This window comes from Ruegeria sp. YKSF131 (assembly GCF_059612645.1).
The window spans coordinates 58,180-80,040 of record NZ_JBXWQZ010000003.1 but is presented as its reverse complement, the minus strand read 5'-3'; the positions used below and the strand labels follow the sequence as shown (position 1 = coordinate 80,040).

Annotated in this window: 24 protein-coding genes; 10 read left to right on the top strand and 14 right to left on the bottom strand. The window is 58.3% G+C overall.

Annotated features, from left to right (window positions below; genetic code table 11):
* Positions 1 to 18 precede the first annotated feature (18 nt).
* Positions 19 to 981 carry an L-malyl-CoA/beta-methylmalyl-CoA lyase gene (locus AC2FLZ_RS02235; RefSeq protein ID WP_496881675.1) on the bottom strand — a complete coding sequence of 321 codons (963 nt, stop codon included), beginning with the start codon at positions 979 to 981 and terminating at the stop codon, positions 19 to 21.
* A 295-nt stretch (positions 982 to 1,276) separates the two neighbouring features.
* Between AC2FLZ_RS02235 and dgcN the strand changes: the two genes are divergently transcribed.
* The 3 genes from dgcN (at position 1,277) to AC2FLZ_RS02220 (ending at position 4,189) form a co-directional block, all read left to right on the top strand.
* Positions 1,277 to 2,278, top strand: coding sequence for an N-acetyltransferase DgcN (gene dgcN / locus AC2FLZ_RS02230; RefSeq protein WP_496881674.1), 1,002 nt, complete (start codon positions 1,277 to 1,279; stop codon positions 2,276 to 2,278).
* Positions 2,279 to 2,352: 74 nt separating this feature from the next.
* Positions 2,353 to 3,318, top strand: coding sequence for an N-acetyl-D-Glu racemase DgcA (dgcA, locus tag AC2FLZ_RS02225; RefSeq protein WP_496715110.1), 966 nt, complete (start codon positions 2,353 to 2,355; stop codon positions 3,316 to 3,318).
* 10 nt (positions 3,319 to 3,328) lie between these two features.
* A complete protein-coding gene (locus tag AC2FLZ_RS02220; protein ID WP_496881673.1) occupies positions 3,329 to 4,189 on the top strand; it encodes a D-amino-acid transaminase in 861 nt (286 codons plus the stop codon).
* A 43-nt stretch (positions 4,190 to 4,232) separates the two neighbouring features.
* Here AC2FLZ_RS02220 and AC2FLZ_RS02215 read toward each other — a convergent pair whose 3' ends face one another.
* The 3 genes from AC2FLZ_RS02215 to AC2FLZ_RS02205 form a co-directional block, all read right to left on the bottom strand.
* Positions 4,233 to 4,547 (bottom strand): DUF1244 domain-containing protein, encoded by a 315-nt coding sequence (locus AC2FLZ_RS02215; RefSeq protein WP_496881672.1) that lies wholly within the window; start codon positions 4,545 to 4,547, stop codon positions 4,233 to 4,235.
* Between the two features lie 88 nt (positions 4,548 to 4,635).
* Positions 4,636 to 4,875 (bottom strand): DUF6868 family protein, encoded by a 240-nt coding sequence (locus AC2FLZ_RS02210; protein ID WP_267365128.1) that lies wholly within the window; start codon positions 4,873 to 4,875, stop codon positions 4,636 to 4,638.
* Between the two features lie 86 nt (positions 4,876 to 4,961).
* Positions 4,962 to 5,699, bottom strand: coding sequence for an N-formylglutamate amidohydrolase (locus AC2FLZ_RS02205; protein ID WP_496881671.1), 738 nt, complete (start codon positions 5,697 to 5,699; stop codon positions 4,962 to 4,964).
* A gap of 143 nt (positions 5,700 to 5,842) precedes the next feature.
* Between AC2FLZ_RS02205 and pyk the strand changes: the two genes are divergently transcribed.
* Positions 5,843 to 7,288 (top strand): pyruvate kinase, encoded by a 1,446-nt coding sequence (gene pyk, locus AC2FLZ_RS02200; RefSeq protein ID WP_480623530.1) that lies wholly within the window; start codon positions 5,843 to 5,845, stop codon positions 7,286 to 7,288.
* A gap of 32 nt (positions 7,289 to 7,320) precedes the next feature.
* Here the strand turns inward: pyk and AC2FLZ_RS02195 are convergent, their stop codons facing one another.
* Entirely contained in the window at positions 7,321 to 7,755 is a 435-nt protein-coding gene (locus AC2FLZ_RS02195) for an Lrp/AsnC ligand binding domain-containing protein (RefSeq protein ID WP_480476823.1), read from the bottom strand.
* 208 nt (positions 7,756 to 7,963) lie between these two features.
* Between AC2FLZ_RS02195 and AC2FLZ_RS02190 the strand changes: the two genes are divergently transcribed.
* The 5 genes from AC2FLZ_RS02190 to AC2FLZ_RS02170 all read left to right on the top strand — a co-directional run bounded on the left by AC2FLZ_RS02190 (position 7,964) and on the right by AC2FLZ_RS02170 (position 11,609).
* Entirely contained in the window at positions 7,964 to 8,401 is a 438-nt protein-coding gene (locus tag AC2FLZ_RS02190; RefSeq protein ID WP_480473950.1) for a universal stress protein, read from the top strand.
* 14 nt (positions 8,402 to 8,415) lie between these two features.
* Positions 8,416 to 9,966, top strand: coding sequence for an alanine/glycine:cation symporter family protein (locus AC2FLZ_RS02185; RefSeq protein WP_480519384.1), 1,551 nt, complete (start codon positions 8,416 to 8,418; stop codon positions 9,964 to 9,966).
* Positions 9,967 to 10,149: 183 nt separating this feature from the next.
* The gene (rpmI, locus tag AC2FLZ_RS02180) at positions 10,150 to 10,350 is read left to right on the top strand and encodes a 50S ribosomal protein L35 (RefSeq protein WP_010443552.1); all 201 of its coding nucleotides are present in this window, start codon (positions 10,150 to 10,152) and stop codon (positions 10,348 to 10,350) included.
* 15 nt (positions 10,351 to 10,365) lie between these two features.
* The gene (gene rplT / locus AC2FLZ_RS02175) at positions 10,366 to 10,731 is read left to right on the top strand and encodes a 50S ribosomal protein L20 (RefSeq protein ID WP_039523695.1); all 366 of its coding nucleotides are present in this window, start codon (positions 10,366 to 10,368) and stop codon (positions 10,729 to 10,731) included.
* Positions 10,732 to 10,799: 68 nt separating this feature from the next.
* Positions 10,800 to 11,609 (top strand): hypothetical protein, encoded by an 810-nt coding sequence (locus AC2FLZ_RS02170; protein ID WP_496881670.1) that lies wholly within the window; start codon positions 10,800 to 10,802, stop codon positions 11,607 to 11,609.
* A gap of 89 nt (positions 11,610 to 11,698) precedes the next feature.
* On the opposite strand, the gene AC2FLZ_RS02165 is transcribed toward AC2FLZ_RS02170, so the two are convergent.
* Positions 11,699 to 13,090 carry an aminotransferase family protein gene (locus AC2FLZ_RS02165; protein WP_209506068.1) on the bottom strand — a complete coding sequence of 464 codons (1,392 nt, stop codon included), beginning with the start codon at positions 13,088 to 13,090 and terminating at the stop codon, positions 11,699 to 11,701.
* Between the two features lie 221 nt (positions 13,091 to 13,311).
* On the opposite strand from AC2FLZ_RS02165, the gene AC2FLZ_RS02160 reads away from it, so the two are divergent.
* Complete coding sequence (locus AC2FLZ_RS02160; RefSeq protein ID WP_496881669.1) at positions 13,312 to 14,940, top strand: acyl-CoA synthetase; 1,629 nt, start codon at positions 13,312 to 13,314, stop codon at positions 14,938 to 14,940.
* On the opposite strand, the gene AC2FLZ_RS02155 is transcribed toward AC2FLZ_RS02160, so the two are convergent.
* The 8 genes from AC2FLZ_RS02155 to hmgA all read right to left on the bottom strand — a co-directional run bounded on the left by AC2FLZ_RS02155 (position 14,937) and on the right by hmgA (position 21,822).
* Complete coding sequence (locus tag AC2FLZ_RS02155; RefSeq protein ID WP_480519392.1) at positions 14,937 to 15,272, bottom strand: DOPA 4,5-dioxygenase family protein; 336 nt, start codon at positions 15,270 to 15,272, stop codon at positions 14,937 to 14,939. The genes AC2FLZ_RS02160 and AC2FLZ_RS02155 overlap by 4 nt on opposite strands.
* 86 nt (positions 15,273 to 15,358) lie before the next feature.
* Positions 15,359 to 15,997, bottom strand: a complete 639-nt coding sequence (maiA, locus tag AC2FLZ_RS02150) for a maleylacetoacetate isomerase (protein ID WP_496881668.1) — start codon at positions 15,995 to 15,997, stop codon at positions 15,359 to 15,361.
* Positions 15,998 to 16,008: 11 nt separating this feature from the next.
* On the bottom strand, positions 16,009 to 16,206 hold the full coding sequence (locus AC2FLZ_RS02145; protein WP_480519396.1) for a DUF2783 domain-containing protein: 198 nt from the start codon (positions 16,204 to 16,206) through the stop codon (positions 16,009 to 16,011).
* Between the two features lie 5 nt (positions 16,207 to 16,211).
* Complete coding sequence (locus AC2FLZ_RS02140; protein ID WP_496715106.1) at positions 16,212 to 17,822, bottom strand: FAD-dependent oxidoreductase; 1,611 nt, start codon at positions 17,820 to 17,822, stop codon at positions 16,212 to 16,214.
* A gap of 134 nt (positions 17,823 to 17,956) precedes the next feature.
* Positions 17,957 to 18,907, bottom strand: a complete 951-nt coding sequence (locus AC2FLZ_RS02135; protein ID WP_209598814.1) for an MBL fold metallo-hydrolase — start codon at positions 18,905 to 18,907, stop codon at positions 17,957 to 17,959.
* Between the two features lie 87 nt (positions 18,908 to 18,994).
* Positions 18,995 to 20,251, bottom strand: a complete 1,257-nt coding sequence (gene fahA / locus AC2FLZ_RS02130; protein WP_496881667.1) for a fumarylacetoacetase — start codon at positions 20,249 to 20,251, stop codon at positions 18,995 to 18,997.
* A gap of 53 nt (positions 20,252 to 20,304) precedes the next feature.
* The gene (locus tag AC2FLZ_RS02125; RefSeq protein ID WP_480605896.1) at positions 20,305 to 20,430 is read right to left on the bottom strand and encodes a hypothetical protein; all 126 of its coding nucleotides are present in this window, start codon (positions 20,428 to 20,430) and stop codon (positions 20,305 to 20,307) included.
* A gap of 36 nt (positions 20,431 to 20,466) precedes the next feature.
* On the bottom strand, positions 20,467 to 21,822 hold the full coding sequence (gene hmgA / locus AC2FLZ_RS02120) for a homogentisate 1,2-dioxygenase (RefSeq protein ID WP_267365046.1): 1,356 nt from the start codon (positions 21,820 to 21,822) through the stop codon (positions 20,467 to 20,469).
* Positions 21,823 to 21,861 lie beyond the last annotated feature (39 nt).

Here is a 21,861-nt window from a genome sequence, read left to right as displayed (position 1 = left end):
CGCCTTTTTTATTGTGCATCAGCCGTTGGCCGCGATCAACTCGGCCTGTGCCACGATCACCTCGGCCTGCTTGATCGAAGCGATGTCGACCAGACGTCCTTTGTAAACCGTCGCACCTTCGCCATTGGCTTTGGCTTGCTCCATCGCGGCGAGGATTTCGCGGGCCTCTGACACGGCTTCTTCCGAGGGGGTGAACACCTGATTGGCCAGCGCGATCTGCTTGGGATGGATGGCCCATTTGCCCACCATGCCCAGCGTGGCCGAACGTTTGGCCTGCGCAATGTACCCCTCGTCATCGCTGAAGTCACCGAAGGGCCCGTCGACTGGCAGCACGCCATGGGTGCGGCATGCGGCAACGATGGCGGCCTGTGCCCAGTGCCATGGATCGGACCAGTGTTTCGCACCCTCGTGCAGCATGTAATAGTTTTCCTGCGTGCCGCCGATGCCGGTGGTTTGCATCCCCATCGAAGCGGCAAAATCAGCCGCGCCAAGGCTCATAGCCTGCAAACGGGGCGAGGAGGCTGCGATTTCTTCGACATGGGCGATGCCGGCGGAAGATTCGATGATAACCTCAAAGCTGATTGGTTTGGGGCGACCTTTGGCGCGTTCAATGGCGGTGACCAGTGCGTCCACCGCATAGACATCTGCCGCGCAGCCGACTTTGGGGATCATGATCTGATCCAGACGGTCGCCCGCCTGTTCCAGTACATCGACAACGTCGCGATACCAGTACGGGGTATCCAGTCCGTTGATGCGAACGGACATGTATTTGTTGCCCCAGTCCACGGTGTTCAGTGCTTCGATGACATTGGTGCGGGCCGTATCCTTGTCCGAAGGCGCAACCGAGTCTTCAAGATCGAGGTTGATCACATCCGCAGCGGATGCCGCCATCTTCGGGAACAGTTTGGTGTTCGACCCCGGGCCAAACAGCTGACAGCGATTGGGACGCGCCGGTGCGGCAGGTTGGATGCGAAAGCTCATCTGGACCTCGTCTGAGTAATGAAATTACGATTTTCCTGATCAATGAGGTATTAAATTGCGCGGTGCGGCGCAAGAGCGATTGTGCACATGCGGCAATGCGGTTGCAGAAAGCAGCTTCAAAACTGCCCGAGTGGGGTGATTAAAGTTTAATCACTTTAAAAACTTCGAAGATTTTTGCGCGCATCGAGAACACTGCGCAAGAAACTCGCGCATAGGCCGTGGTTGACGGGCCAAAACGCGAAGCGCTCGTTTTACCGCTTCTCTAGCCTGCCCCGGAATCAAAGGAGTGACCGCAATGATCGAGACACCGTACCTGCTGTTCCTGGGCGATGCGCCCGACCAATTGGCGGCCAAAGTGGCTGTTGGGATCAAGGACTGGCGTCCGGAAAACGCCGTGGGCCAGTATCGAATGGATGGCTGCAAGGCCGATCTGGGCTTGGCTGACTTGACCCTGACCGAAGCGAAGGATGCCGGTGCCAAGACACTGGTGATCGGCGTGGCAAACCGCGGCGGTGTGATCAGCCAGGACTGGAAAAAGGTTCTGGTCATGGCGCTTGAGGAGGGGTTCGACCTGGCCTCGGGGTTGCATAACCTGCTGCGGGATGAGCCGGACCTGGTGGCCGTGGCCGAAGCAACAGGACGGAAACTGCACGACGTGCGGGTGCCTGAAATAAATTATCCGATTGCAAACGGGATCAAGCGCAAGGGCAAACGGTGTCTGGCCGTCGGTACCGACTGTTCGGTTGGCAAGATGTACACCGCGCTGGCGATGGACGCCGAGATGCGTGAGCGCGGGATGAAATCGACCTTCCGCGCGACCGGCCAAACCGGCATCCTGATCACCGGTGACGGTGTGCCGCTGGATGCAGTCATTGCTGACTTCATGGCGGGTTCGGTCGAATGGCTGACACCGGACAATGACGATGATCACTGGGACCTGATCGAAGGGCAGGGGTCATTGTTCCACGTATCCTATTCCGGCGTGACCATGGCACTGATCCATGGCGGCCAGCCGGACGCCCTGATCCTGAGCCATGAACCGACCCGTGCGCATATGCGCGGCTTGCCAACCTATCAACTGCCAACATTGGAAGCCCTGCGCGACACCGCGCTGGCGCTGGCCAAGGTGGCAAACCCGGATTGTCAGGTTGTTGGCGTTTCGGTCAACACCCAGCACATGTCCGAGGCAGACGCGACCGCCTATCTGGCCAAGATCGAAGAGGACATGGGCCTGCCTGCGACCGACCCGTTCCGTTTTGGTTCTGGCAAGCTGGTGGACGCGCTGGCCGCAATATGATCTGAACAACGCGCCGGTGGCGGACTGTTCCGCCTCCGGCGTGAGTATTTGGGAAAAGATGAAGGAGCGGGTGCGTGCAGATTGAGGTTTCTCGCGAAGTGTTCCGGCTGGCGCAGGTCTTCACCATCTCGCGCGGGTCGCGGACCGAAGCAAAGGTGCTGACGGTTCGGGTTTCGGACGGAAGCCATCACGGCTGGGGCGAATGCGTTCCTTATGCGCGTTATGACGAAACGCTCGAGTCTGTTGAGGCTGAGATTGCCGGTCTTCCCGCAGATGTCACCCGCCAGTCGCTGACGGATCTGCTGCCCGCAGGCGCCGCGCGGAACGCCGTGGATTGTGCCTTGTGGGATCTGGAGTGCAAACGTGTTGGCAAGCGCGCCTGGGACCTGGCAGGTCTGCCAAAGCCCGGCCCCGAGATCACCGCCTATACATTGTCGCTGGACACGCCCGAGGCAATGCAGGCGCAGGCCGCCGGGAACGCGCATCGCCCGCTTCTGAAGATCAAGCTGGGCACGCCCGATGATATGCCCCGGCTTGAGGCGGTGCGCGCTGGTGCTCCGAATTCCAAGATCATTGTGGATGCAAACGAAGGCTGGTCTGCCGAGGTTTACGCCGACCTCGCCCCGCATCTGGTGCGGCTGGGCGTGGCATTGGTGGAACAGCCTTTGCCCGCAGGAGATGACGATGCATTGATCGGGATGAAGCGCCCGGTGCCAGTCTGCGCTGACGAATCCTGCCATGACCGTTCCAGCCTGCCCAAGTTGAAGGGTAAATATGATGTCATCAACATCAAGCTCGACAAGACTGGGGGCCTGACCGAGGCGCTGGAGTTGCGCAAGGCAGCGATTGCCGAAGGCTATGACATAATGGTGGGATGCATGGTCGGCAGCTCGCTTGCCATGGCACCTGCGACATTGCTGGCACAGGGTGCGATGGTAACGGACCTTGACGGCCCGCTTCTGTTGGCCGAAGACCGCGACACCCCGCTGGATTTTGACGACGCCGGAGTGCACCCGCCTGCGGCCGCACTTTGGGGTTGAGGAGACGAATATGACCCGTACCGTTTACGTAAATGGCGAATACCTGCCGGAGACCGAGGCCAAGGTTTCCATATTTGACCGTGGCTTCCTGTTTGCGGACGCGGTTTACGAAGTCACCAGTGTGCTGGACGGCAAGCTGATCGACTTCGAAGGTCACTCAGTCCGTCTGAAGCGCTCGCTGGACGAGCTGGAGATGGCCGAGCCCTGCACCAAGGACGAACTGCTGGAAATCCACCGTAAGCTGATTGAGCTGAACGGTATCGAGGAAGGTTTGGTCTATTTGCAGGTCTCGCGCGGCAGCGATGGCGAACGGGATTTCGTGTTTCCGTCGGCAGATACCAAGCCCAGCCTCGTTCTGTTCACGCAGAACAAGCCCGGGCTGGCTGACAGCCCGGCGGCAAGGAAAGGCGCCAAGATCATCTCGATCGAAGACATCCGCTGGGGCCGGCGCGACATCAAAACGGTGCAATTGCTCTACCCGTCGATGGGCAAGATGATGGCCAAGAAGGCAGGTTGCGACGACGCATGGCTGGTCGAGGAAGGCTTTGTGACCGAGGGCACCAGCAACAACGCCTATTTCGTCAAAAACGGCAAGATTGTCACCCGCCCGCTATCCAACGATATTCTGCACGGCATCACCCGAAAGGCCGTGTTGCGCATGGCGGCTGAGGCGCAGATGGAAATCGAAGAACGTCTGTTCACCATCGACGAAGCCAAAGAGGCGGACGAAGCATTCACCACCTCGGCCAGTGCCTTTGTGATGCCGGTGGTTGAAATCGACGGAGTTGCGCTAGGTGACGGTACGCCGGGGCCGATTGCAAAACGCTTGCGCGAGATTTATCTGGACGAAAGTCGCAAGGCGGCGATCTAAGGAAAAAGGCCCGCCAATCTGGCGGGCCTTTTTCGTATTGGACCTAGCCCTTTTTTGTTACATTCTCTTCAAACGCGACCTTGAAGGCGGCCTGTTTTTCAGTGCTGGCCTCGGTTTGATAATTGGCTTTCCATTCATCCATGGTCATGCCGTAGAAAAGTTCACGGGCCTCGTCCTTGCCCATCTCGATCCCCTTTTCATTGGCCGCTTCCTGATACCAGCGCGACAGGCAGTTGCGGCAGAACCCGGCCAGATTCATCATGTCGATGTTCTGCACGTCGGTGCGGTCTTCCATCAGGTGCTTTTGCAGCCGACGAAATGCGGCAGCCTGAAGTTCGATTTCGGTTTGCATGTCCATCTTGTGGCTCCGGAAGGCAGTGTGTGTTTCTTCTGACGTAACAATCCTGCCGTGTCGTTACAACAACGGTGCTTGTGGTCAGTGCTACCTACATCAGTTTCAAGGCCAGCCAGGGCACGATGCAAAAGATCAGTGTCAGGATCTTGTAGTTGGCAAGGTATCTGAAATAGGCGCGTTTCACGTCGGCGCGATCCATCTGAAACATCCTGCCGTGAATGCCAGCGATCCAGTCCTGCAAAAGCAGAATCATGACGGTGGTGAACAGCAATACCGCGATATTAAGCGCGGCCATCCAACCAAAAAACGTTGTCAGAAACTCATGTGTCATGACGATCCCCTTTCCTGCATTATATGGGGATCAGAGGCGTTGCTCACAATGGCGTGAGGGGCGGAATGCCCCAGCAAACCTTGCGGTCAAAGGTCGCTGGCGTCCAGCGCATCTTGCAGGATTACCGCCAGCCGCTCGGCCCAATGCCGTTGACCGGCATGGTCGGCGATCAGATCATTGCGCAGCTCGATCAATGCATTGGGGCGGCTAGAAGCGGTGCAGTGCTTGTCAATCGCGTCACCTGGCAAAACGCCGGTATAGGGTTCATTGACACCAACGCACAGGTCATCTTCCTGTTGCAGCCGATTGATCAAAGGGCGCGAAAACCGCTCGTCCGGGGTGTGCAATACGCCAATGTGCCATGGTCGGGGGTCACGTCCACGCAACTGGCGCGTGAAGGAATGCATCGACACAATTACCGCATGTGGCAGTGCCGCCATCTCGGCCAACGCTGTGTGGTAGGGGCGATAACACATGTCCAGGCGGCGTTCGCGCTCGGCGGCATCGGCATGGCGGTTGCCGGGAATGATCGACCCGTCATACAGTTTCATCAACAGCGTGGGGTCATCTTCCCCTCGGTTCGGGTCGATTACAAGGCGCGAGAAATTGGCGGCGATCACCGGCGCGTTCAGAATCTCGCCCAGATGCTTTGATACCTCATACGCGCCGACATCATAGGCGATATGGCGCTCCATATCCTCGCGCGGCAGGCCAAGGTCTCCGTCATTGACCTCGGGGGGAACGATGTTGGTTGCGTGGTCGCATGTGATCAGCCATCGGGACGGGCGATCCGCGCCGTGAACAAAAAACGGGGTGTAAGTCATAAGCCTGTCATCTAGTTTGTCGCAGGTGTAGGGCAGTTGCTTTAAAAAGGGAATTGCGCAATAAGCGCCACAGCAGTGTTTGCGGTAACATTTTGCAAAAGCTGATCTGCGCAATCTGAACCGGCATGAGGAGGTCAAGACCAATGCGACGCCTGAGAAATGTAAAAATCGTGGCGACGCTGGGACCGGCGTCCAGTGACTATGACACCATTCGCGCCCTGCACGAGGCCGGGGCGGATGTGTTCCGTCTGAACATGAGCCACGGCAGCCATGATGAGATACGTGAACGCCACAGGATCATTCGGCGGGTTGAAAAGGATCTGGACAGCCCAATTGCCATTCTGGCCGATCTTCAGGGCCCCAAGCTGCGGGTTGGTGTTTTTGCAAATGATACGGAGGAGCTGGAAGAGGGCGCGGCGTTCCGTCTGGACCTTGATTCAGCCCCCGGTGACATCACCCGCGTGTGCCTGCCGCATCCCGAGATTTTTGCAGCCCTTGAACCGGGCGCGCGCCTTCTGGTCAATGACGGCAAGATCCGTCTGATCGTTCAGGATTGCGGCCAAGACTTTGCCAATTGCACGGTCGAAGTGGGCGGTACGATTTCGAATCGCAAGGGCGTGAACGTCCCGGATGTGGTGCTGCCGCTGGCGGCCTTGTCGGCGAAGGACCGTGATGATCTGGAGTTTGTGTGCCAACTGGGTGTCGATTGGCTGGCGTTGAGCTTTGTTCAGCGTGCGAAAGATGTGTTTGAGGCCCGCGCGCTGGCTGATGGACGCGCCGCGATCCTGTCGAAGATCGAAAAGCCCGCCGCGGTCGAGGCGTTCGACGACATCCTCGATGCCTCGGACGGGATCATGGTGGCGCGGGGCGATCTGGGCGTGGAACTGCCGGTATCCGCGGTGCCGCCCATTCAAAAAAGGCTGGTCCGCAAGTGCCGTAGTGCCGCCAAGCCGGTCATTGTCGCCACCCAGATGCTGGAAAGCATGATCGAAAGCCCGATGCCCACGCGTGCCGAAGTGTCGGATGTGGCCACCGCGATCTATGAGGGCACGGACGCCATTATGCTCAGCGCGGAATCGGCGGCAGGTGCTTATCCGGTTGAGGCCGTGCAGACCATGAATGAGGTCGCCATCGAGGTCGAGGCCGACCCGACCTATTCCCAGATCATCGCCGCGTCCCGCACGGCAAAAGGAAGCACTGTGGCCGATGCCATCGTCGCGGCCGCCCGAGAGATTGCTGAAAAGACCGATATCAAAGCCATCTGCTGCTTTACGCAAAGCGGAACGACCGCCTCATTGACCGCCCGCGAACGTCCCGGTGTTCCGATCATTGCGATGACATCGTTGATGGGGACCGCGCGCAGGCTTTGCCTGAGCTGGGGGTGCAACTGCGTCATGACGCCCGAACTTCAGCGGTTCAAAAGCGCCGTGGTCAACGCGGCCCGCGCGGCGCGGGCAGGGGGGTTTGCAACCGAAACCGACCAGATCGTGGTTACGGCCGGTGTCCCCTTCAACGTACCGGGCACGACTAACATTCTGCGCGTGGCCCCGTGTGATGAACGGCTGATCTACAGCACGGATCCGGAATAACCGAAGGCCGACACTCGGGCCCGAGTGTCGTGTCAGCCAACCGGCTCTTTTACAATCTCCATAACTGTAAAAGAGCTGGTCTGATGTATCCCCGGCAGCTTGTTGATCTTCTCGCCCAGAACCAGCCGGAAATGTGCAATGTCGCGCGTTCGAACAGTCAACAGATAATCAAACGATCCCGCCACCATCAGGCAGCTTTCGATTTCCGACACATTCCGAACAGCCTCATTGAATTTCACAAGGGATTGTTCCGCAGTTGCGACCAGGGATACCTGCACCACGGTCAGCAGCGCCAGCCCCATCCTTTCCTTGTCGACGACGGCTCTGTACCCTTTGATATAACCATTCTTCTCAAGTCGTTTTACACGCTCGGAACAGGGCGTATTGGTAAGGTTTACGCGCGCCGCCAACTCAACTATCGAGAGCCGGCCATTGGCCTCCAGCTCGTACAGGATGCGTTGATCGATATTGTCTAAATCTCTGCTAATCAGTAAAATTCCCTGTATTTTTGGCGCAATTCGATAAATTACACTGAAAATGGCCCAAAAAAATCTCCAATTCCTAGTGAAATTTCCTAATACTTACCAAAGGGCGGTCTTGTTGAAAAGTTCCAAGTTCCGGCCGCCCTGCCGGGGGCGTGGGCCCCGGCCTTAACAACAAAAACGGAGGAACGAAATGACAACAAAGATTGTCATAGGACTCGACGGGACTGAAACCGGCGAGCGTGCGATTGCCTTTGCCAAGGATTTGGCAAAGCTGATCGGAACGTGCGATTTGCTGGTCGCTTATGTGATCGAATGGTCACCTTACACATTCCAGACACCTGAAGAAAACGCCCAGCGCCACAAGCGCCGCGAAGAAGAGGTTGATCTGGCGTTGTCGCGTGTCGTGACACCAGCCGTAGAGGCCCTCAGGGCTGCGGGTTTCGAGGCGCAGGGCATTGTGCGCCATGGCGATGTGGCGGAAACGCTGAACGCCATCACTGTCGAAAACGGAGGCTCGCAAATCGTCGTGGGCCGGGCATCTGCGGACGGGATCAAGAAACGCCTGTTCGGCAGTTCGACGCAATATCTGGTGATGCATGCCGACGTTCCGGTTACGGTCGTGAACTGAGGGGAGGGCCAAAAATGAGAACGCTAAAAACACTTGGCGCCGTAACGGCCGCCACCATTGCCGCCAGCCCTGCCCTTGCGCAAGAGGCGCCGGGACTGGACGAAAAAATCAATCAGGCCTTTGCAAACCTGACCGGGCCGTTTGTCAGCTTCATATTTGCACCGCTGCCCGGAACCAGCTTTCCGTGGATCGTTATGTGGCTGGTCATCGCTGCATCGGTTTTCACGCTGTATTTCGCGCTTGTGCAGTTGCGGTTCTTTGGTCACGCGATCAGCCTTGTCAAAGGTGACTATTCCGATCCCAACGACGCGGGCGAGGTCAGCCACTTTCAGGCATTGGCCACGGCGCTGTCCGGCACTGTGGGCCTGGGGAACATCGCGGGCGTGGCCGTTGCCATTGGCATCGGTGGGCCAGGCGCAACCTTCTGGATGATCCTTGCGGGTCTTCTGGGCATGGCATCGAAGTTCACCGAATGTACGCTGGGCGTGAAATACCGCAATGAATACGAAGACGGCACCGTTTCAGGTGGCCCGATGTATTACATGTCCAAGGGCTTCGACGAGCTGGGCCTGCCCGGTGGTAAGATCCTGGCGGTGCTGTTCTCGATCTTCTGTATTCTGGGCGCGTTGGGCGGCGGGAACATGTTCCAGGCCAACCAGGCGCATCAGCAGATCGCCGGTATCGTTGGCGACTATCCGGGCTGGATTACCGGTATTGTTTTTGCCGCGGTCGTGTTCATGGTCATTGTTGGCGGTCTGAAATCCATCGCTCGGGTGACTGAAAAGGTCGTGCCGTTCATGGGTGTGCTGTATGTCGCCACCGCACTGGTCATCATCGCGATGAATGCGGACATGATCGGCTGGGCCTTTGGTCAGATCTTTGCCGGTGCCTTCACGGGGCTGGGCGTAGCAGGGGGCATGGTCGGCGCGCTGATCCAGGGCTTCAAGCGCGCGGCATTCTCGAACGAGGCGGGCGTTGGCTCGGCGGCGATTGCGCACTCGGCGGTTCGGACCAAGGAACCGATCACCGAGGGTTTTGTATCGCTGCTTGAACCGTTCATCGATACCGTCGTGATCTGTACCATGACGGCACTGGTGATCATCATCACGCAACAGCTGATCATCGACCCTGAAACCGGCAACTACATGCTGAACGAGGCGGGTTCCGCCATCGCAACAGTGGATGGCAATTCCGGCGTCAGCCTGACCTCTGCCGCCTTTGCCAGCGCGTTCAGCTGGTTCCCGTACATCCTTGCGATCGCGGTGATCCTGTTTGCCTTCTCGACAATGATCAGCTGGTCCTACTATGGCCTGAAGGCCTGGACCTACCTGTTCGGAGAAGGTCACACAAAAGAGCTGATCTTCAAGATCATCTTCTGCGTCTTCGTGGTGATCGGCGCTGCAGCCAACCTCGGTCCGGTTATCGACTTCTCGGATGCGGCGATCTTTGCGATGGCGGTTGTGAACGTCTTTGCCCTCTACTTCCTGATGAAAGTGGTGCGGCAGGAACTGGCGTCCTACTCCGCAAGGCTGAAGAGCGGTGAAATCCGCAAATTTGAACACTAAGTCCAATCACCGGGGCGGCTTGTGTCGCCCCGGTGCCTGACCAGCCTGCAAAAAGCATAGATTCTGGTCCAAACCCCCTTGCCAGTATGACCGAACTTGCGTAAACGGCGCTTCTGATCGCGTGACCGGCCGAGATGGCATGCCGAGTCGCGTCTGAAACCGAACCCGGAAAAGGAGACGGAAATGCCTAAGATGAAGACCAAATCAAGCGCCAAGAAGCGCTTCAAGGTGACTGCGACCGGTAAGGTCCTTGCTGGCCAGGCCGGCAAACGGCACGGCATGATCAAGCGGACCAAGAAATTCATCCGCGATGCCCGTGGCAACACCACCCTGTCCGCCCCCGACGCAAAGATCGTCAAGGGCTACATGCCCTACGACCGCTAAGAGGAGATGTAAGAGATGTCCCGCGTTAAAGGTGGAACCGTAACTCACGCCCGTCACAAGAAGATCATCAAGGCCGCAAAAGGCTATTATGGTCGTCGCAAGAGCAACTTCAAAGTCGCAACTCAGGCCGTCGACAAGGCCAACCAGTACGCGACTCGTGACCGCAAGAACCGCAAGCGCAACTTCCGCGCGCTGTGGATCCAGCGGATCAACGCTGCTGTGCGCAGCCATGACGAGGCTCTGACATATTCCCGCTTCATCAACGGTCTCAACCTGGCCGGTATCGAAGTGGACCGCAAAGTTCTGGCCGACCTGGCCGTGCACGAACCGGAAGCGTTCGGCGCGATCGTCGCCAAAGCTCAGGCTGCTCTGGCTGCCTGAACCTCTGAAAAGAGACAGTGAAAGAAAGGCCGTCCCCTTGGGGCGGTCTTTTTCTTTGGCAGAAACCCGTGGATTTCCGCATCAACCAAGTATGGTATTCCATTCTGGATAATGCACGTAATTGCTGTAATTATATAATCAACTTCTCTTTTGGATTGAATGGAATTACCAGAATGCCTTTTTGCCTAAAATTAATACAAGCTCTTATTGTTCTGACTGCCACGTTAGTCGGTTACTCTGATGAAGCGCGGTCGCAGGACGCTATCACAGAGCCCGATACTCCGGACGTGTTGGTTGAAACCTTTGACGGAGAAGACCAGACGCTCATGCTGGGCGGGCAGATTGACTTTCAGTCGGTCAAGTCGCCGTGGGCGTTTTATGTGGCCGATGGCAAGCTTGTGATGGAAAATAGGCAGGATACCCGCAGTCTTCAGTTCAACGATGTGGCATGGGTAAATTTTCCAGGATCGGACTCGTTGGAGAGTACGCAAGACATGGTGATATCTGCCGTTGTGGGCGGAGAGTTTTCCGGAAAAAGCGGGGTTGGCATTCTGGTTGGCAGCGGGAAAGCGGGAAAATATGTGGTATTTGCCGTGGACGGCAAGGGGCGCTTCCACGTTCTGCAAAAAGACGGACGTCAGTTGCGCGTCGTGCATGCGGGCACTCATGACGCGATTTTGCTCGAGTCTCCGAACAAGTTGTCCTTTAAGGTGCGAGGCGCGCATGTTGTCTTCTATGTCAACGGAACAAAGGTCATTCAAACGCTGTTTTCAAAACGAACGTCCTCGGGCGCGGACGGTCGCGCGGGAATTGGCCTCGCAGCATTCGGAACCGGCAGGTTTGAATTTGACGAAGTCGAAATCAAGAGGGTGAACTGAGACTGGACTTCTGCGTTTGAATGAACCGGCGCAGAGCGCGCCGGTTCAGAGAATTGGAGATTCTAAGATCAGCGGTTAGTCGGCTTGGATCATCCAAAAACACGCCCCAGCGCGCCGTCAACCGCGTCGGTGATCTGGTCGATGTCATCGGCCGTAGCAATCAGCGCAGGCGAGAAGCACAGCGTGTTGTTGCGACCGGGGATCGAGCGGTTGGTCACGCCGATGATCACGCCCTGTGCCATACAGTCGGCAGTAACGGCCTGCGCCAGTTTCTCGTCCACCGGCTCTTTGGTGCCGCGATCTACAACCAGTTCGGCCCCCAGGAACAGGCCCTTGCCGCGCACATCGCCGATGACCTTGTGCTTGTCCATCAGCGCCAGAAGGTTGTTCGTCATGCGCGCGCCCATGTCCGTGCAGTTCTGCAACAGGTTTTCATCCTGAATGATGCGCATGTTCTCGATGGCCGCTGCCGGACCAGCGGTGCACCCACCAAAGGTCGAGATATCGCGGAAATAGTTCATTGGGTCCGCGGCATCGTCTTTGAACAAGTCAAAGACTTCCTCGGTGGTGACCATGCAGGCAATCGCGGCATAGCCCGATGCAACGCCCTTGGCCATGGTCACGAAATCGGGCTTGATACCGTATTGCTGGTACCCGAACCACGTGCCGGTGCGGCCCACGCCACAGACAACCTCGTCGATATGCAGCAGCACGTCGTATTTCTTGCAGATCTCCTGCACGCGCTGCCAGTAACCCTCGGGCGCTTCGATCACACCGCCGCCTGCTGTCACAGGCTCAAGGCACAGGGCACCTACTGTATCGGGGCCTTCGCGCAGAATGACGGCTTCAATCTGATCTGCGGCCCATTCGCCAAAATTCTCTTCGGGTGCGCCGTCTAGCTCGTGTTTGCGATATTCCATGCAATGCGGCACGCGCACGAAATCAGGGGCGAAGGGGCCGTATTGCGCTGTGCGCTCGTCCTGACCGCCTGCCGACATGGTCGCCAGCGTCGAGCCGTGATAGTCCCGGTCGCGGTACAGGATCTTGGTTTTCTTGCCGCCGTATTTCTTGTGCGCGATCTGGCGCACCATCTTGAACGCCTTCTCGTTCGCCTCGGAACCTGAGTTGGTGTAATAGACGCGGCTCATGCCCGGCATCTTGTCGATCAGTTGCTCGGCAAACAGCGCACCCGGGATCGAACCGGCCGAATTGGCGAAATAGCACAGCTTCATCAGCTGGTCGTAAACCGCCTTGCAGATCGATTCGCGGCCATAGCCGACGTTGACGGTCCAGACGCCGCCGGAAACCGCATCCAGATGCTCTTTGCCTTTCTGGTCCCAGACACGCATGCCCTTGCCCTCGACAATGATGCGTGGGTCATTGGTTTCAAAGGGTTTATGCTGGATCAGATGGTGCCAGATATGGGCGCGGTCGGCCTCGACCACGCGGGAAAGATCGTTTTCGTTGAACGTGCCGTCCATGACATGTCCTTTCAGTGAGGAAGCGGTGCACGGGATATGGAAATGCCTCATCCCGGCATGTGTTTAAGATGCTTCAGATCACCGCGAAAGCCCGGATGTAGATAGGGCCAGATCGTATCATCCCGTATCGCCAGTCAGTTTTGCCGCCGTATTTCTACGGGTTTGTCAGAACGCGAACTTTGTGCTCAATTCGCCCAAACTGCGTTTCGGGAGGACAGCGGATGGCAGCGACACATATCTACGAGCGTCATTTGGACAAATGCCGGGCAAATTACACACCCCTGTCGCCCCTTACGTTCATTGAACGGACGGCGCAGGTCTACCCGGATTATCCATCCGTGGTTTATGGGGATCGCCGGTATTCCTGGGCTGAAACCTATGCCCGTTGCCGGCGTCTGGCGAGTGCGTTGACAGCGCGTGGGATTGGACGGGGCGATACCGTTTCGATAATCGCGGCCAACATCCCGGAAATGTACGAGGCGCATTTTGGCGTGCCCATGACGGGCGCTGTTCTGAACGCAATCAACACGCGGCTGGATGCGCCGATTGTCGCATTCATCCTGAACCATGCCGAAGCCAAGGCGCTGCTGGTCGACCCCGAGTTTTCGGATGTGGTGAAAGATGCGCTGCAACAGGTCGATCATGACATTCTGGTCATCGATATCGAAGACCCCACCTTCGACGGCGGTGAAAAGCTGGGCCGCCTGACCTATGATGCCCTGCTGGCCGAAGGCGACCCCGCGTTTGACTGGTCACTGCCAGCGGACGAATGGGACGCGATCACCCTGAATTATACCTCGGGCACCACGGGCAACCCCAAGGGCGTGGTTTACCACCATCGCGGCGCGACCCTGAATGCGCAGTCCGATTTGCTGGACTGGGATATGCCCAAGCATTCGGTCTATTTGTGGACTCTGCCGATGTTCCACTGCAACGGCTGGTGCTTCCCGTGGGCCATGGCAGCCAATGCAGGTGTTTCCGTTTGCTTGCGCGCGGTGCGGGCCGAACCGATCTATGCTGCTTTCCGGGACGAGAAAGTGACCCACTTCTGCGGTGCGCCGATCGTTCTGAATATGCTGGCCCACGCTCCGGATGAGTTGAAGGACTTTGACCACCAGATCAAGGTGATGACGGCAGGTGCCCCGCCGCCTGCGGCCGTGATCGAAGCGATGGAGGCGATGGGTGTCGAGGTCACGCATGTCTATGGCCTGACCGAAACCTATGGGCCTTCGGTTGTCTGCGCATGGAAAGACGAATGGAACAGCAAAGTGCCTGAAGACCGCGCGGCCCTCAAGGTGCGGCAAGGGGTGCGCTATACAGCGTTGTCCGGACTGATGGTGGCCGACCCGGAAACGCTGGAACCGGTTCCGGCTGATGGCGAAACCATGGGTGAGATATTCATGCAGGGCAACGTGGTGATGAAAGGATACCTCAAGAATCCCGACGCTACCGACAAGGCCTTTCACGGTGGCTGGTTCGCGTCCGGTGATCTGGGCGTCATGCACCCCGATGGCTATATCGCGCTCAAGGACCGTTCAAAGGACATCATCATCTCGGGCGGCGAGAATATCTCATCTGTCGAGGTCGAAGGTATCCTCTACAAGCATCCGGCGGTGATGGAGGCTGCAGTGGTGGCCCGTCCCGATGAGAAATGGGGCGAAACGCCCTGCGCCTTTGTCGAGTTGAAACCCGGCGCAGCCGCAACCGAGGCAGAGCTTATCGCCTTCTGTCGCGACCGGATGGCCCATTTCAAGGCACCCAAAACGGTTGTGTTCGGAACCCTGCCCAAGACATCAACCGGCAAGGTGCAGAAATTCGTTCTGCGGGATCAGGCACGGGCGCTGGGTTAAAGGTTGTCGAAGATCGACAGGTCCAACGCCAGCATCTCACCCATCCAGATCGCGCGGTCGCGGTGATCCTCCAGATGTTCACCGGTTTCCGGGTGCGTGAAGACCGTCAGGCCCTGCCGGTTCAGCATCAGCCATGGGATGACTTGGTCGAATGCGCTGGCAGCAAAGCCCAGCTGGCAGCTCCAGCGCGAATGGGGGCCGACGTTTCGGGCGTGCATCCGGCCCATTTGAACAGGGAACAGGCGGGCCGCCTCTTCACAGACCTGTCGCGCGGTGTCCTGCGTGTCGGCGTCGAAATAGACATGGGCGTGATAGCCGGTGATCTCGGGCATAGGAACCTCGTCTGCTTTGTTGGCTCAAAGCTAAGGCCTAAAAGGAAAAAAACCTAGCTGCGCATGCACACAGGGTCTGTGCAACGTTAACCCTGCGCATGTGCGTCGGGATGTGCCGCGACAAAGGCCGGGTGATTGGCGCAGGCCTCTTCAACCCGCAGCAGGCGGGGCATATCCGACAGATCAACCTGCCACCGGCGCGCGTTATAGATCTGCGGGATCAGGCAGAGGTCGGCGAGACCGGGCTTTGACCCAACACAGTAGGGGGCCTGTTCGAAATCCCCCAGCATGGTTTCAAACGCCTGCAACCCGGGTTTGATGAAATGCCGCATCCAGTCGCCGGGCATGTCGGGGGCATTATGGCTTAGGGTCGTAGCATAGCGCGCAACCGACAGGTTGCAGATTGGGTGGATGTCGACCGCAATCGCATAAGCCAGTGCCTGAACACGCGCACGTTCCGCCGGATCATCAGGCAGAAGGTTCAACTGCCGGGTCCGGTCCAGATAGTCGAGGATGGCCAGCGATTGCGTCAACCGCAGCCCGTCAATATCCAGAACCGGCACAAAGCCCTGCGGGTTTCGAGCGATATGTTCATCGCTCTTTTGTGCGCCGCCGACCAGATCGACAACAACCGGGCGATACGCGATCCCGGCCAGATTCAGGGCGATCCGCACCCGGTAACTGGCCGAGGACCGCCAATAGTCATAAAGGACGACGTCGCTCACGTCCGGGCCTGTCAATTGTCAGTCAAAGCGGCAGCGCGAAGGGCGTCCGTCAGCACTGCACTGTCACCGATGTGGTTGGCCAGCACCAGCACCAGCCGCGCATTCAGCGCGTCGCTGTCGGCTTTTTCCAGGCCCTCATGTGCGGCCAGAAGTTCGGCATAGAAGTCATCGGCGTCTTTGATGTTCGGGGTTAGGATCAGGTCTGACATAGGGCTTACTCCTTACCGCAGGCTCTGCGGATCGCGTGCCGGAAGGTGTTTTCTTCGTAACTGTCACGCCGGGCGGCCACATGCTGGTCCGGGCGGATCAGATAGACTGCGCTGGTCGCGTCGCCCAGATAGCGGCGTTTGAGGGCCAGCGTCATGTCATCCTTGACCGACAGCGCCAGTCGCGTGACCTCGATCCCGTCTTCTTCCAGGGCATCAGGGGCGTCTGCATCGACGGTCAGAAGCGTGAACTTGCCTGCAAGCTTGGGCAGCAGAAACTCGTCACCAAGCGGAGCGTCGGGACAGGCCGAGCCCGGTCGCGTTCCGGCGGGGCCGTTCAGCGCGTCCGCAGAATTCAGCGAAGATCCATCATAGGTGCAGGGCTGGCTCAGGCGGCCAGAATTCACCAGCGGGCGCGCGAAGTCATAATGCTCGCTCAGGTCCAGTACCGCATCGCGCAGGATCCGCGACATCTGGGATTTCGGGGTGATGAAATCGGTCGACCGGCTGGAATTCAGGATGTTCTCGTCGGCCCCGTACACGCGTTCGGCGTTGTAGCTGTCCAGCAGAGTTTCAGGTGCTTTCCCGTCCAGAACCAGCTTCAGTTTCCAACACAGGTTGTCGGTGTCCTGAAGGCCGGAATTGGCCCCGCGCGCGCCAAAGGGGCTGACCTGATGCGCGCTGTCGCCCGCAAACAGGACACGGCCCTTGCGGAAGCTTTCCATGCGACGGCACTGGAACGTATAGATCGAGACCCATTCTAGCTCAAACTCGACATCATCGCCCAGCATCGCCTTGAGGCGGGGGATCACGTTCTCGGGGCGCTTTTCGCGTTCCTTGTCGATATCCCAACCCAGCTGCAAGTCGATGCGCCATACATTGTCGGGCTGTTTATGCAACAATGCGGATTGCCCGCGATTGAACGGCGGATCGAACCAGAACCAGCGTTCAGACGGAAAATCCGCATCCATGATCACGTCTGCAATCAGGAAGTTGTCTTCGAAAATCCGTCCTTCGAAATCAATGCCCAACATCCGCCGGGCGGGGGAGGTCGCGCCATCACAGGCAATCAGCCAATCGGCTTCGATTGTGTAAGGTCCTTCGGGCGTCCCGACCTCCAGCCGCACGTGATCGTCATGCGTGCCAATCGCCTCGACCTTGTTGCGCCCGCGTATCTCAATCGGTGCGCCTTCTGCCTGCAACTCGCGGACCCGTTCAACGAAATAGTTCTCAAAATGGTATTGCTGAAGGTTGATGAAGGCAGGGTTGGCATAACCTTGTTCCGGTTGCAGGTTGAAGTCATAGACCTGTCGGTCATCGAAGAACACCTTGCCCCGATCCCACAGGACGCCCTTGTCGACCAGTCGGCGTCCGCATCCCAGCCGGTCGGCAATTTCCAGCGTGCGTTGCGAGAAACAGATGGCGCGGCTGCCGAAACTGACCTTGTCATTCTCGTCCAGAACCACGACGTCGACCCCTTGCTGCGCCAGATCAATCGCGGCGGCCAGACCAACCGGGCCCGCGCCGATCACGATAACCTTGTGCCGAACCGGCGTCGGGCTGTCCTGATCGGGGCTGCGTTCATAGCCGTAAAGCGGAGTTTCAAAGATCTTGTTCATGGGCTTCCCCCCAAGCAGATGCGCCAAAGTGCTGCATGTCCTGTGCCCCGGCAGCACGTGCCGAAGCCTTTGGCATATGGTTTCACTGAATCCCGCCGCCTAAAACGATCTGGATCAAACTGGGCCGTTTTTCCTTACCCCTGCAGGGCCTCCCACATCTCAAGATCGCGTTGGGCGGTCCAGATGCGAGGCGTGTCGATACCACGGGCTTCGTCATAGGCGCGGGCGACGTTGAACGGCAGGCAGTGTTCGTAGATCGCGTAACTGGCGAATTTCGGGTCACATTCGGCGCGGACTGCGTCCCATGCCTCTTTCAGGCTGCCACCGCGCGCCGCAACCTTGGCTGCGGGGCGGTAGGTGCTTTCGACGAAATCGCGGGTGTTTTCGATGGCGGCATTGACCATGTCCTTGCCAACCAGCGCGTCGCCGCGTCCCGGTGCGATGGCGTCGACATCGAACCACTTGATCTCGTCCAGCGTGTCGCCCCAGTCGCTGAAATGCCCGTCGCCGCAATAGCAGGCCGAGTGATATTCGACGATGTCGCCGGTGAACATCACGTTCTGGTCAGGCACATGGATGACGATATCACCGGCGGTATGGGCGCGCCCCAGATGCATCAGGTCGATCCGGCGGTTGCCCAGATAAACGGTCATCGTGTCGCTGAATGTGGTTGTGGGCCAGGTCAGGCCGGGGATGCTTTCATGCCCTTCGAACAGGCGCGGGAAGCGCTGGAATTCGCTGTCCCAGTCTTCCTGACCGCGTTCAACCACCATGGCGCGGGCCATGTCGGACATCAGGATCTGTTGTGCTCCAAAAGCGCTGGCACCTAAAACCCGTACAGCGTGATAATGGGTCAGGGCCACGTGGGTGATCGGCTTGTCGGTCACAGACCGCACGCATTCGATCACCTTGTTGGCCAGGCGCGGGGTCGCCTGCGCCTCGACGATCATCACGCTGTCATCGCCGATGATCACGCCCGAGTTCGGGTCGCCCTCGGCGGTGAAAGCATAGAGCCCCTCGCCCACTTCGGTGAACGAGATTTTCTTTTCCGACATGTCCCCCTGGGACGCGAATGCTTTGGCCATCTTGGTTTTGTCCTTTTGCGGTTGCGCGGAAGGCAGGGGTTGGATGCCTCCGGCGGGAGTATTTGGGAAAAGATGAAGCTCAGTGCGTCATCGCTCGAATGGGGAATTGAGTGCAGGCAGAATGGTGCCGGTACAGTCGCCGAACCCGATCGTATAGCCGTCGCCCCTGGCCGCGCCGGTCAGGGTCATCGTGTCGCCGTCTTCGATGAAGCTGCGGGTTTCACCTGTGTCCAGCGTCAGCGGCTCTTTCCCACCCCAGCTGAGTTCCAGCAATGATCCGCGTTCGGGCTTGGTTGGTCCGGATATGGTGCCTGACCCCAGCAGGTCGCCGGTGTTCATCGGGCATCCCGATGTGGTGTGGTGGGCCAGTTGCTGCGCGGCAGAATAGTACATCTGGTTGTAGTTGGTCCGCGCGATGGTCGTGGCGTCTTTGCCATCGGGTGCCATGGTGATGGCCAGATCGATGTCATAAAGCATCGGGCCGCAATCGTTGAGGTGGTCCAGCAGCGCGAACTCGCGGGCTGGCGTATCACAGCGGAACGGTTCGAGGGCTGCCTTGGTCACGATCCAGGGGCTGATCGAGGTTGCGGTTGCCTTGGCCTGAAACGGACCCAACGGCTGGTATTCCCAGGCCTGTATATCACGTGCCGACCAGTCGTTCAGCAGAACGTAGCCGAAGATGTGGTCGTCAGCTTCCTGAACCGTGATCGGGCCATCCGAGGGCGTGCCGACAATCGCACCCATCTCCAACTCGATATCAAAGCGGCGGCTGGGCAGGAAGGCGGGCAGGTCCTGATCGGGGGATTTCAGCTGTCCCCAAGGGCGACGGATATCCGTGCCGGACACCACGACCGAGGACGCCCGTCCGTTATAACCAATCGGAATGTGCAACCAGTTCGGCGGCAGCGCGTTTTCCGGGCCACGAAACATGGTGCCCACGTTGAAGGCATGGTTCCGCCCGGCATAGAAATCGGTGTATTCGCTGACCGCGAAGGGCAAGTGCATCTCGGCTTCGGCCTGTGGTACAAGCAGCGGTTCGACCTTGCTTTGTTCGTCCGAGCCGTCCGCCAGAAGGCTGATCAGCCGCTCACGCAGGGCGGTCCAGACAGCCGGGCCTTCCTCCATCAGGGGGTTCCAGAACGGCAGATCGAACAGCGGTTCATCGGTCAGGGTGATCAGGCCTTCGGCTTCGGCGGCGGTAACGTCCAGGATCATGTCGCCAATGGCCACACCGCAGCGTGGATCATCGCCTTCAGTCGAGAAGACACCGTAAGGCAGGTTGTTCAGTGGAAACGGATGCGCCGCGTCGTTGGCCGAGGCCACCCAGGATTTCATCAAAGGCATATTTTGCTTCTATTTTGTTGTACTTGGTACGTGGTTCGAAACGATCATAACCCCTAAAAGACAGGCGCCAAAGCCCAGAACGGGCGCGGTTGCGGCAGGTCGGCTGCCAAGGCCCCGTCTTTGTTTTCCGGTTGCAGCGACAGTACGCCTGCAACCGGAATGGGTATGTTCATCGCCATCAGGACGGGTGCTGTCCGGGTAACCCAGTCTGAGGGTCACTTCTTGCCCGGTGTGCCGTCGAACTTCTTCTCTAGCGATGTCCAGCAATCGATATAGTCGTCCTGCAACGGTGCCTCATTGGCGGCAAACGGCGTCAGGTGCTGGGGGAACCGGGTTTCGAACATGAACGACATCGTCTGGTCCAGCTTTTCCGGCCCCAGATTGGAATAGGATGCTTTGTCAAAGGCTTCCCTGTCGGGGCCATGCGGGATCATCATGTTGTGCAGACTGGTGCCACCGGGAACGAAGCCCTGCGGTTTCGCATCATATTGACCGTAGATGTTGCCCATCAGTTCCGACATGATGTTCTTGTGATACCACGGTGGGCGGAACGTGTCTTCCATCACCATCCAGCGTTCGCGGAACAGGACAAAGTCAATATTTGCAGTACCAGGCTGGCCGGAAGGCGCCGTCAGAACGGTAAAGATCGACGGGTCGGGATGGTCAAACAGGATGGCGCCGACCGGGCAATAATTGCGCAGATCGTATTTGTAGGGTGCATAATTGCCGTGCCACGCCACCACATCCAGCGGGCTGTGTCCGATTTTCGTGGTGTGAAACTGGCCGCACCATTTGATCGTCACGGTCGAAGGGGTTTCACGATCCTCATAGGCAGCGACCGGAGCTTTGAAATCGCGCGGGTTGGCCATGCAGTTGGCCCCGATCGGGCCGCGACCCGGCAGTTCAAACTTCTGGCCGTAATTCTCGCACACAAAGCCACGTGCCGGGCCTTCCAGAACTTCAACCCGGTACAGCAGTCCACGCGGGATGATCGCGATTTCCTTGGGCTCAAGGTCAATGATTCCCAGTTCAGTCGCAAAGCGCAGTCGCCCTTCCTGTGGCACCACCAGCAACTCGGAATCAGCCGAGAAGAAATAGTCGTCGACCATGGATTCGGTAACCAGATAAATGTGGCAGGCCATGCCAACCTGGGTGTTCACATCCCCGGCCGTCGTCATGGTCCGCATCCCGGTCATCCAGTTCAGACCTTCATCGGAATGCGGCACCGGGTCCCAGCGATACTGGCCCAGGCTGATCACGTCCGGGTCGATGCACGGGGCCGATTTCCAATAGGGCAAGTCGATCTTTTCGTAACGGTGCGAATGCTTTACCGACGGGCGAATACGATAGCACCAGGTGCGTTCAGGCGGGTTGGCGGTAAAGGCCGTGCCGCTCAGCTGTTCACCGTAAAGTCCGTAGTTGCACCTTTGCGGGCTGTTCATCCCCTGCGGCAGCGCATCGGGCAGCGCCTCGGTTTCAAAGTCGTTGCCAAAGCCGGGCATGTAACCGGCATGGGTACCAACAGGCGTTGCTGCTTGCGTCAATGAATGCGGATCCGTCGGACGGTTCATTACGTATTCCTCCGTTTGCTGCTTGTCGGTTAATAGTTG

Coding starts and splice junctions, on each gene's coding strand:
- AC2FLZ_RS02235 (WP_496881675.1), bottom strand. CDS start 981: ATGAGCTTTCGCATCCAACCTGCCGCACCGGCGCGTCCCAATCGCTGT.
- dgcN (WP_496881674.1), top strand. CDS start 1,277: ATGATCGAGACACCGTACCTGCTGTTCCTGGGCGATGCGCCCGACCAA.
- AC2FLZ_RS02220 (WP_496881673.1), top strand. CDS start 3,329: ATGACCCGTACCGTTTACGTAAATGGCGAATACCTGCCGGAGACCGAG.
- AC2FLZ_RS02215 (WP_496881672.1), bottom strand. CDS start 4,547: ATGGACATGCAAACCGAAATCGAACTTCAGGCTGCCGCATTTCGTCGG.
- AC2FLZ_RS02210 (WP_267365128.1), bottom strand. CDS start 4,875: ATGACACATGAGTTTCTGACAACGTTTTTTGGTTGGATGGCCGCGCTT.
- AC2FLZ_RS02205 (WP_496881671.1), bottom strand. CDS start 5,699: ATGACTTACACCCCGTTTTTTGTTCACGGCGCGGATCGCCCGTCCCGA.
- pyk (WP_480623530.1), top strand. CDS start 5,843: ATGCGACGCCTGAGAAATGTAAAAATCGTGGCGACGCTGGGACCGGCG.
- AC2FLZ_RS02190 (WP_480473950.1), top strand. CDS start 7,964: ATGACAACAAAGATTGTCATAGGACTCGACGGGACTGAAACCGGCGAG.
- AC2FLZ_RS02185 (WP_480519384.1), top strand. CDS start 8,416: ATGAGAACGCTAAAAACACTTGGCGCCGTAACGGCCGCCACCATTGCC.
- rpmI (WP_010443552.1), top strand. CDS start 10,150: ATGCCTAAGATGAAGACCAAATCAAGCGCCAAGAAGCGCTTCAAGGTG.
- rplT (WP_039523695.1), top strand. CDS start 10,366: ATGTCCCGCGTTAAAGGTGGAACCGTAACTCACGCCCGTCACAAGAAG.
- AC2FLZ_RS02165 (WP_209506068.1), bottom strand. CDS start 13,090: ATGGACGGCACGTTCAACGAAAACGATCTTTCCCGCGTGGTCGAGGCC.
- AC2FLZ_RS02160 (WP_496881669.1), top strand. CDS start 13,312: ATGGCAGCGACACATATCTACGAGCGTCATTTGGACAAATGCCGGGCA.
- AC2FLZ_RS02155 (WP_480519392.1), bottom strand. CDS start 15,272: ATGCCCGAGATCACCGGCTATCACGCCCATGTCTATTTCGACGCCGAC.
- AC2FLZ_RS02145 (WP_480519396.1), bottom strand. CDS start 16,206: ATGTCAGACCTGATCCTAACCCCGAACATCAAAGACGCCGATGACTTC.
- AC2FLZ_RS02140 (WP_496715106.1), bottom strand. CDS start 17,822: ATGAACAAGATCTTTGAAACTCCGCTTTACGGCTATGAACGCAGCCCC.
- AC2FLZ_RS02135 (WP_209598814.1), bottom strand. CDS start 18,907: ATGGCCAAAGCATTCGCGTCCCAGGGGGACATGTCGGAAAAGAAAATC.
- fahA (WP_496881667.1), bottom strand. CDS start 20,251: ATGCCTTTGATGAAATCCTGGGTGGCCTCGGCCAACGACGCGGCGCAT.
- AC2FLZ_RS02125 (WP_480605896.1), bottom strand. CDS start 20,430: ATGGCGATGAACATACCCATTCCGGTTGCAGGCGTACTGTCGCTGCAA.
- hmgA (WP_267365046.1), bottom strand. CDS start 21,822: ATGAACCGTCCGACGGATCCGCATTCATTGACGCAAGCAGCAACGCCT.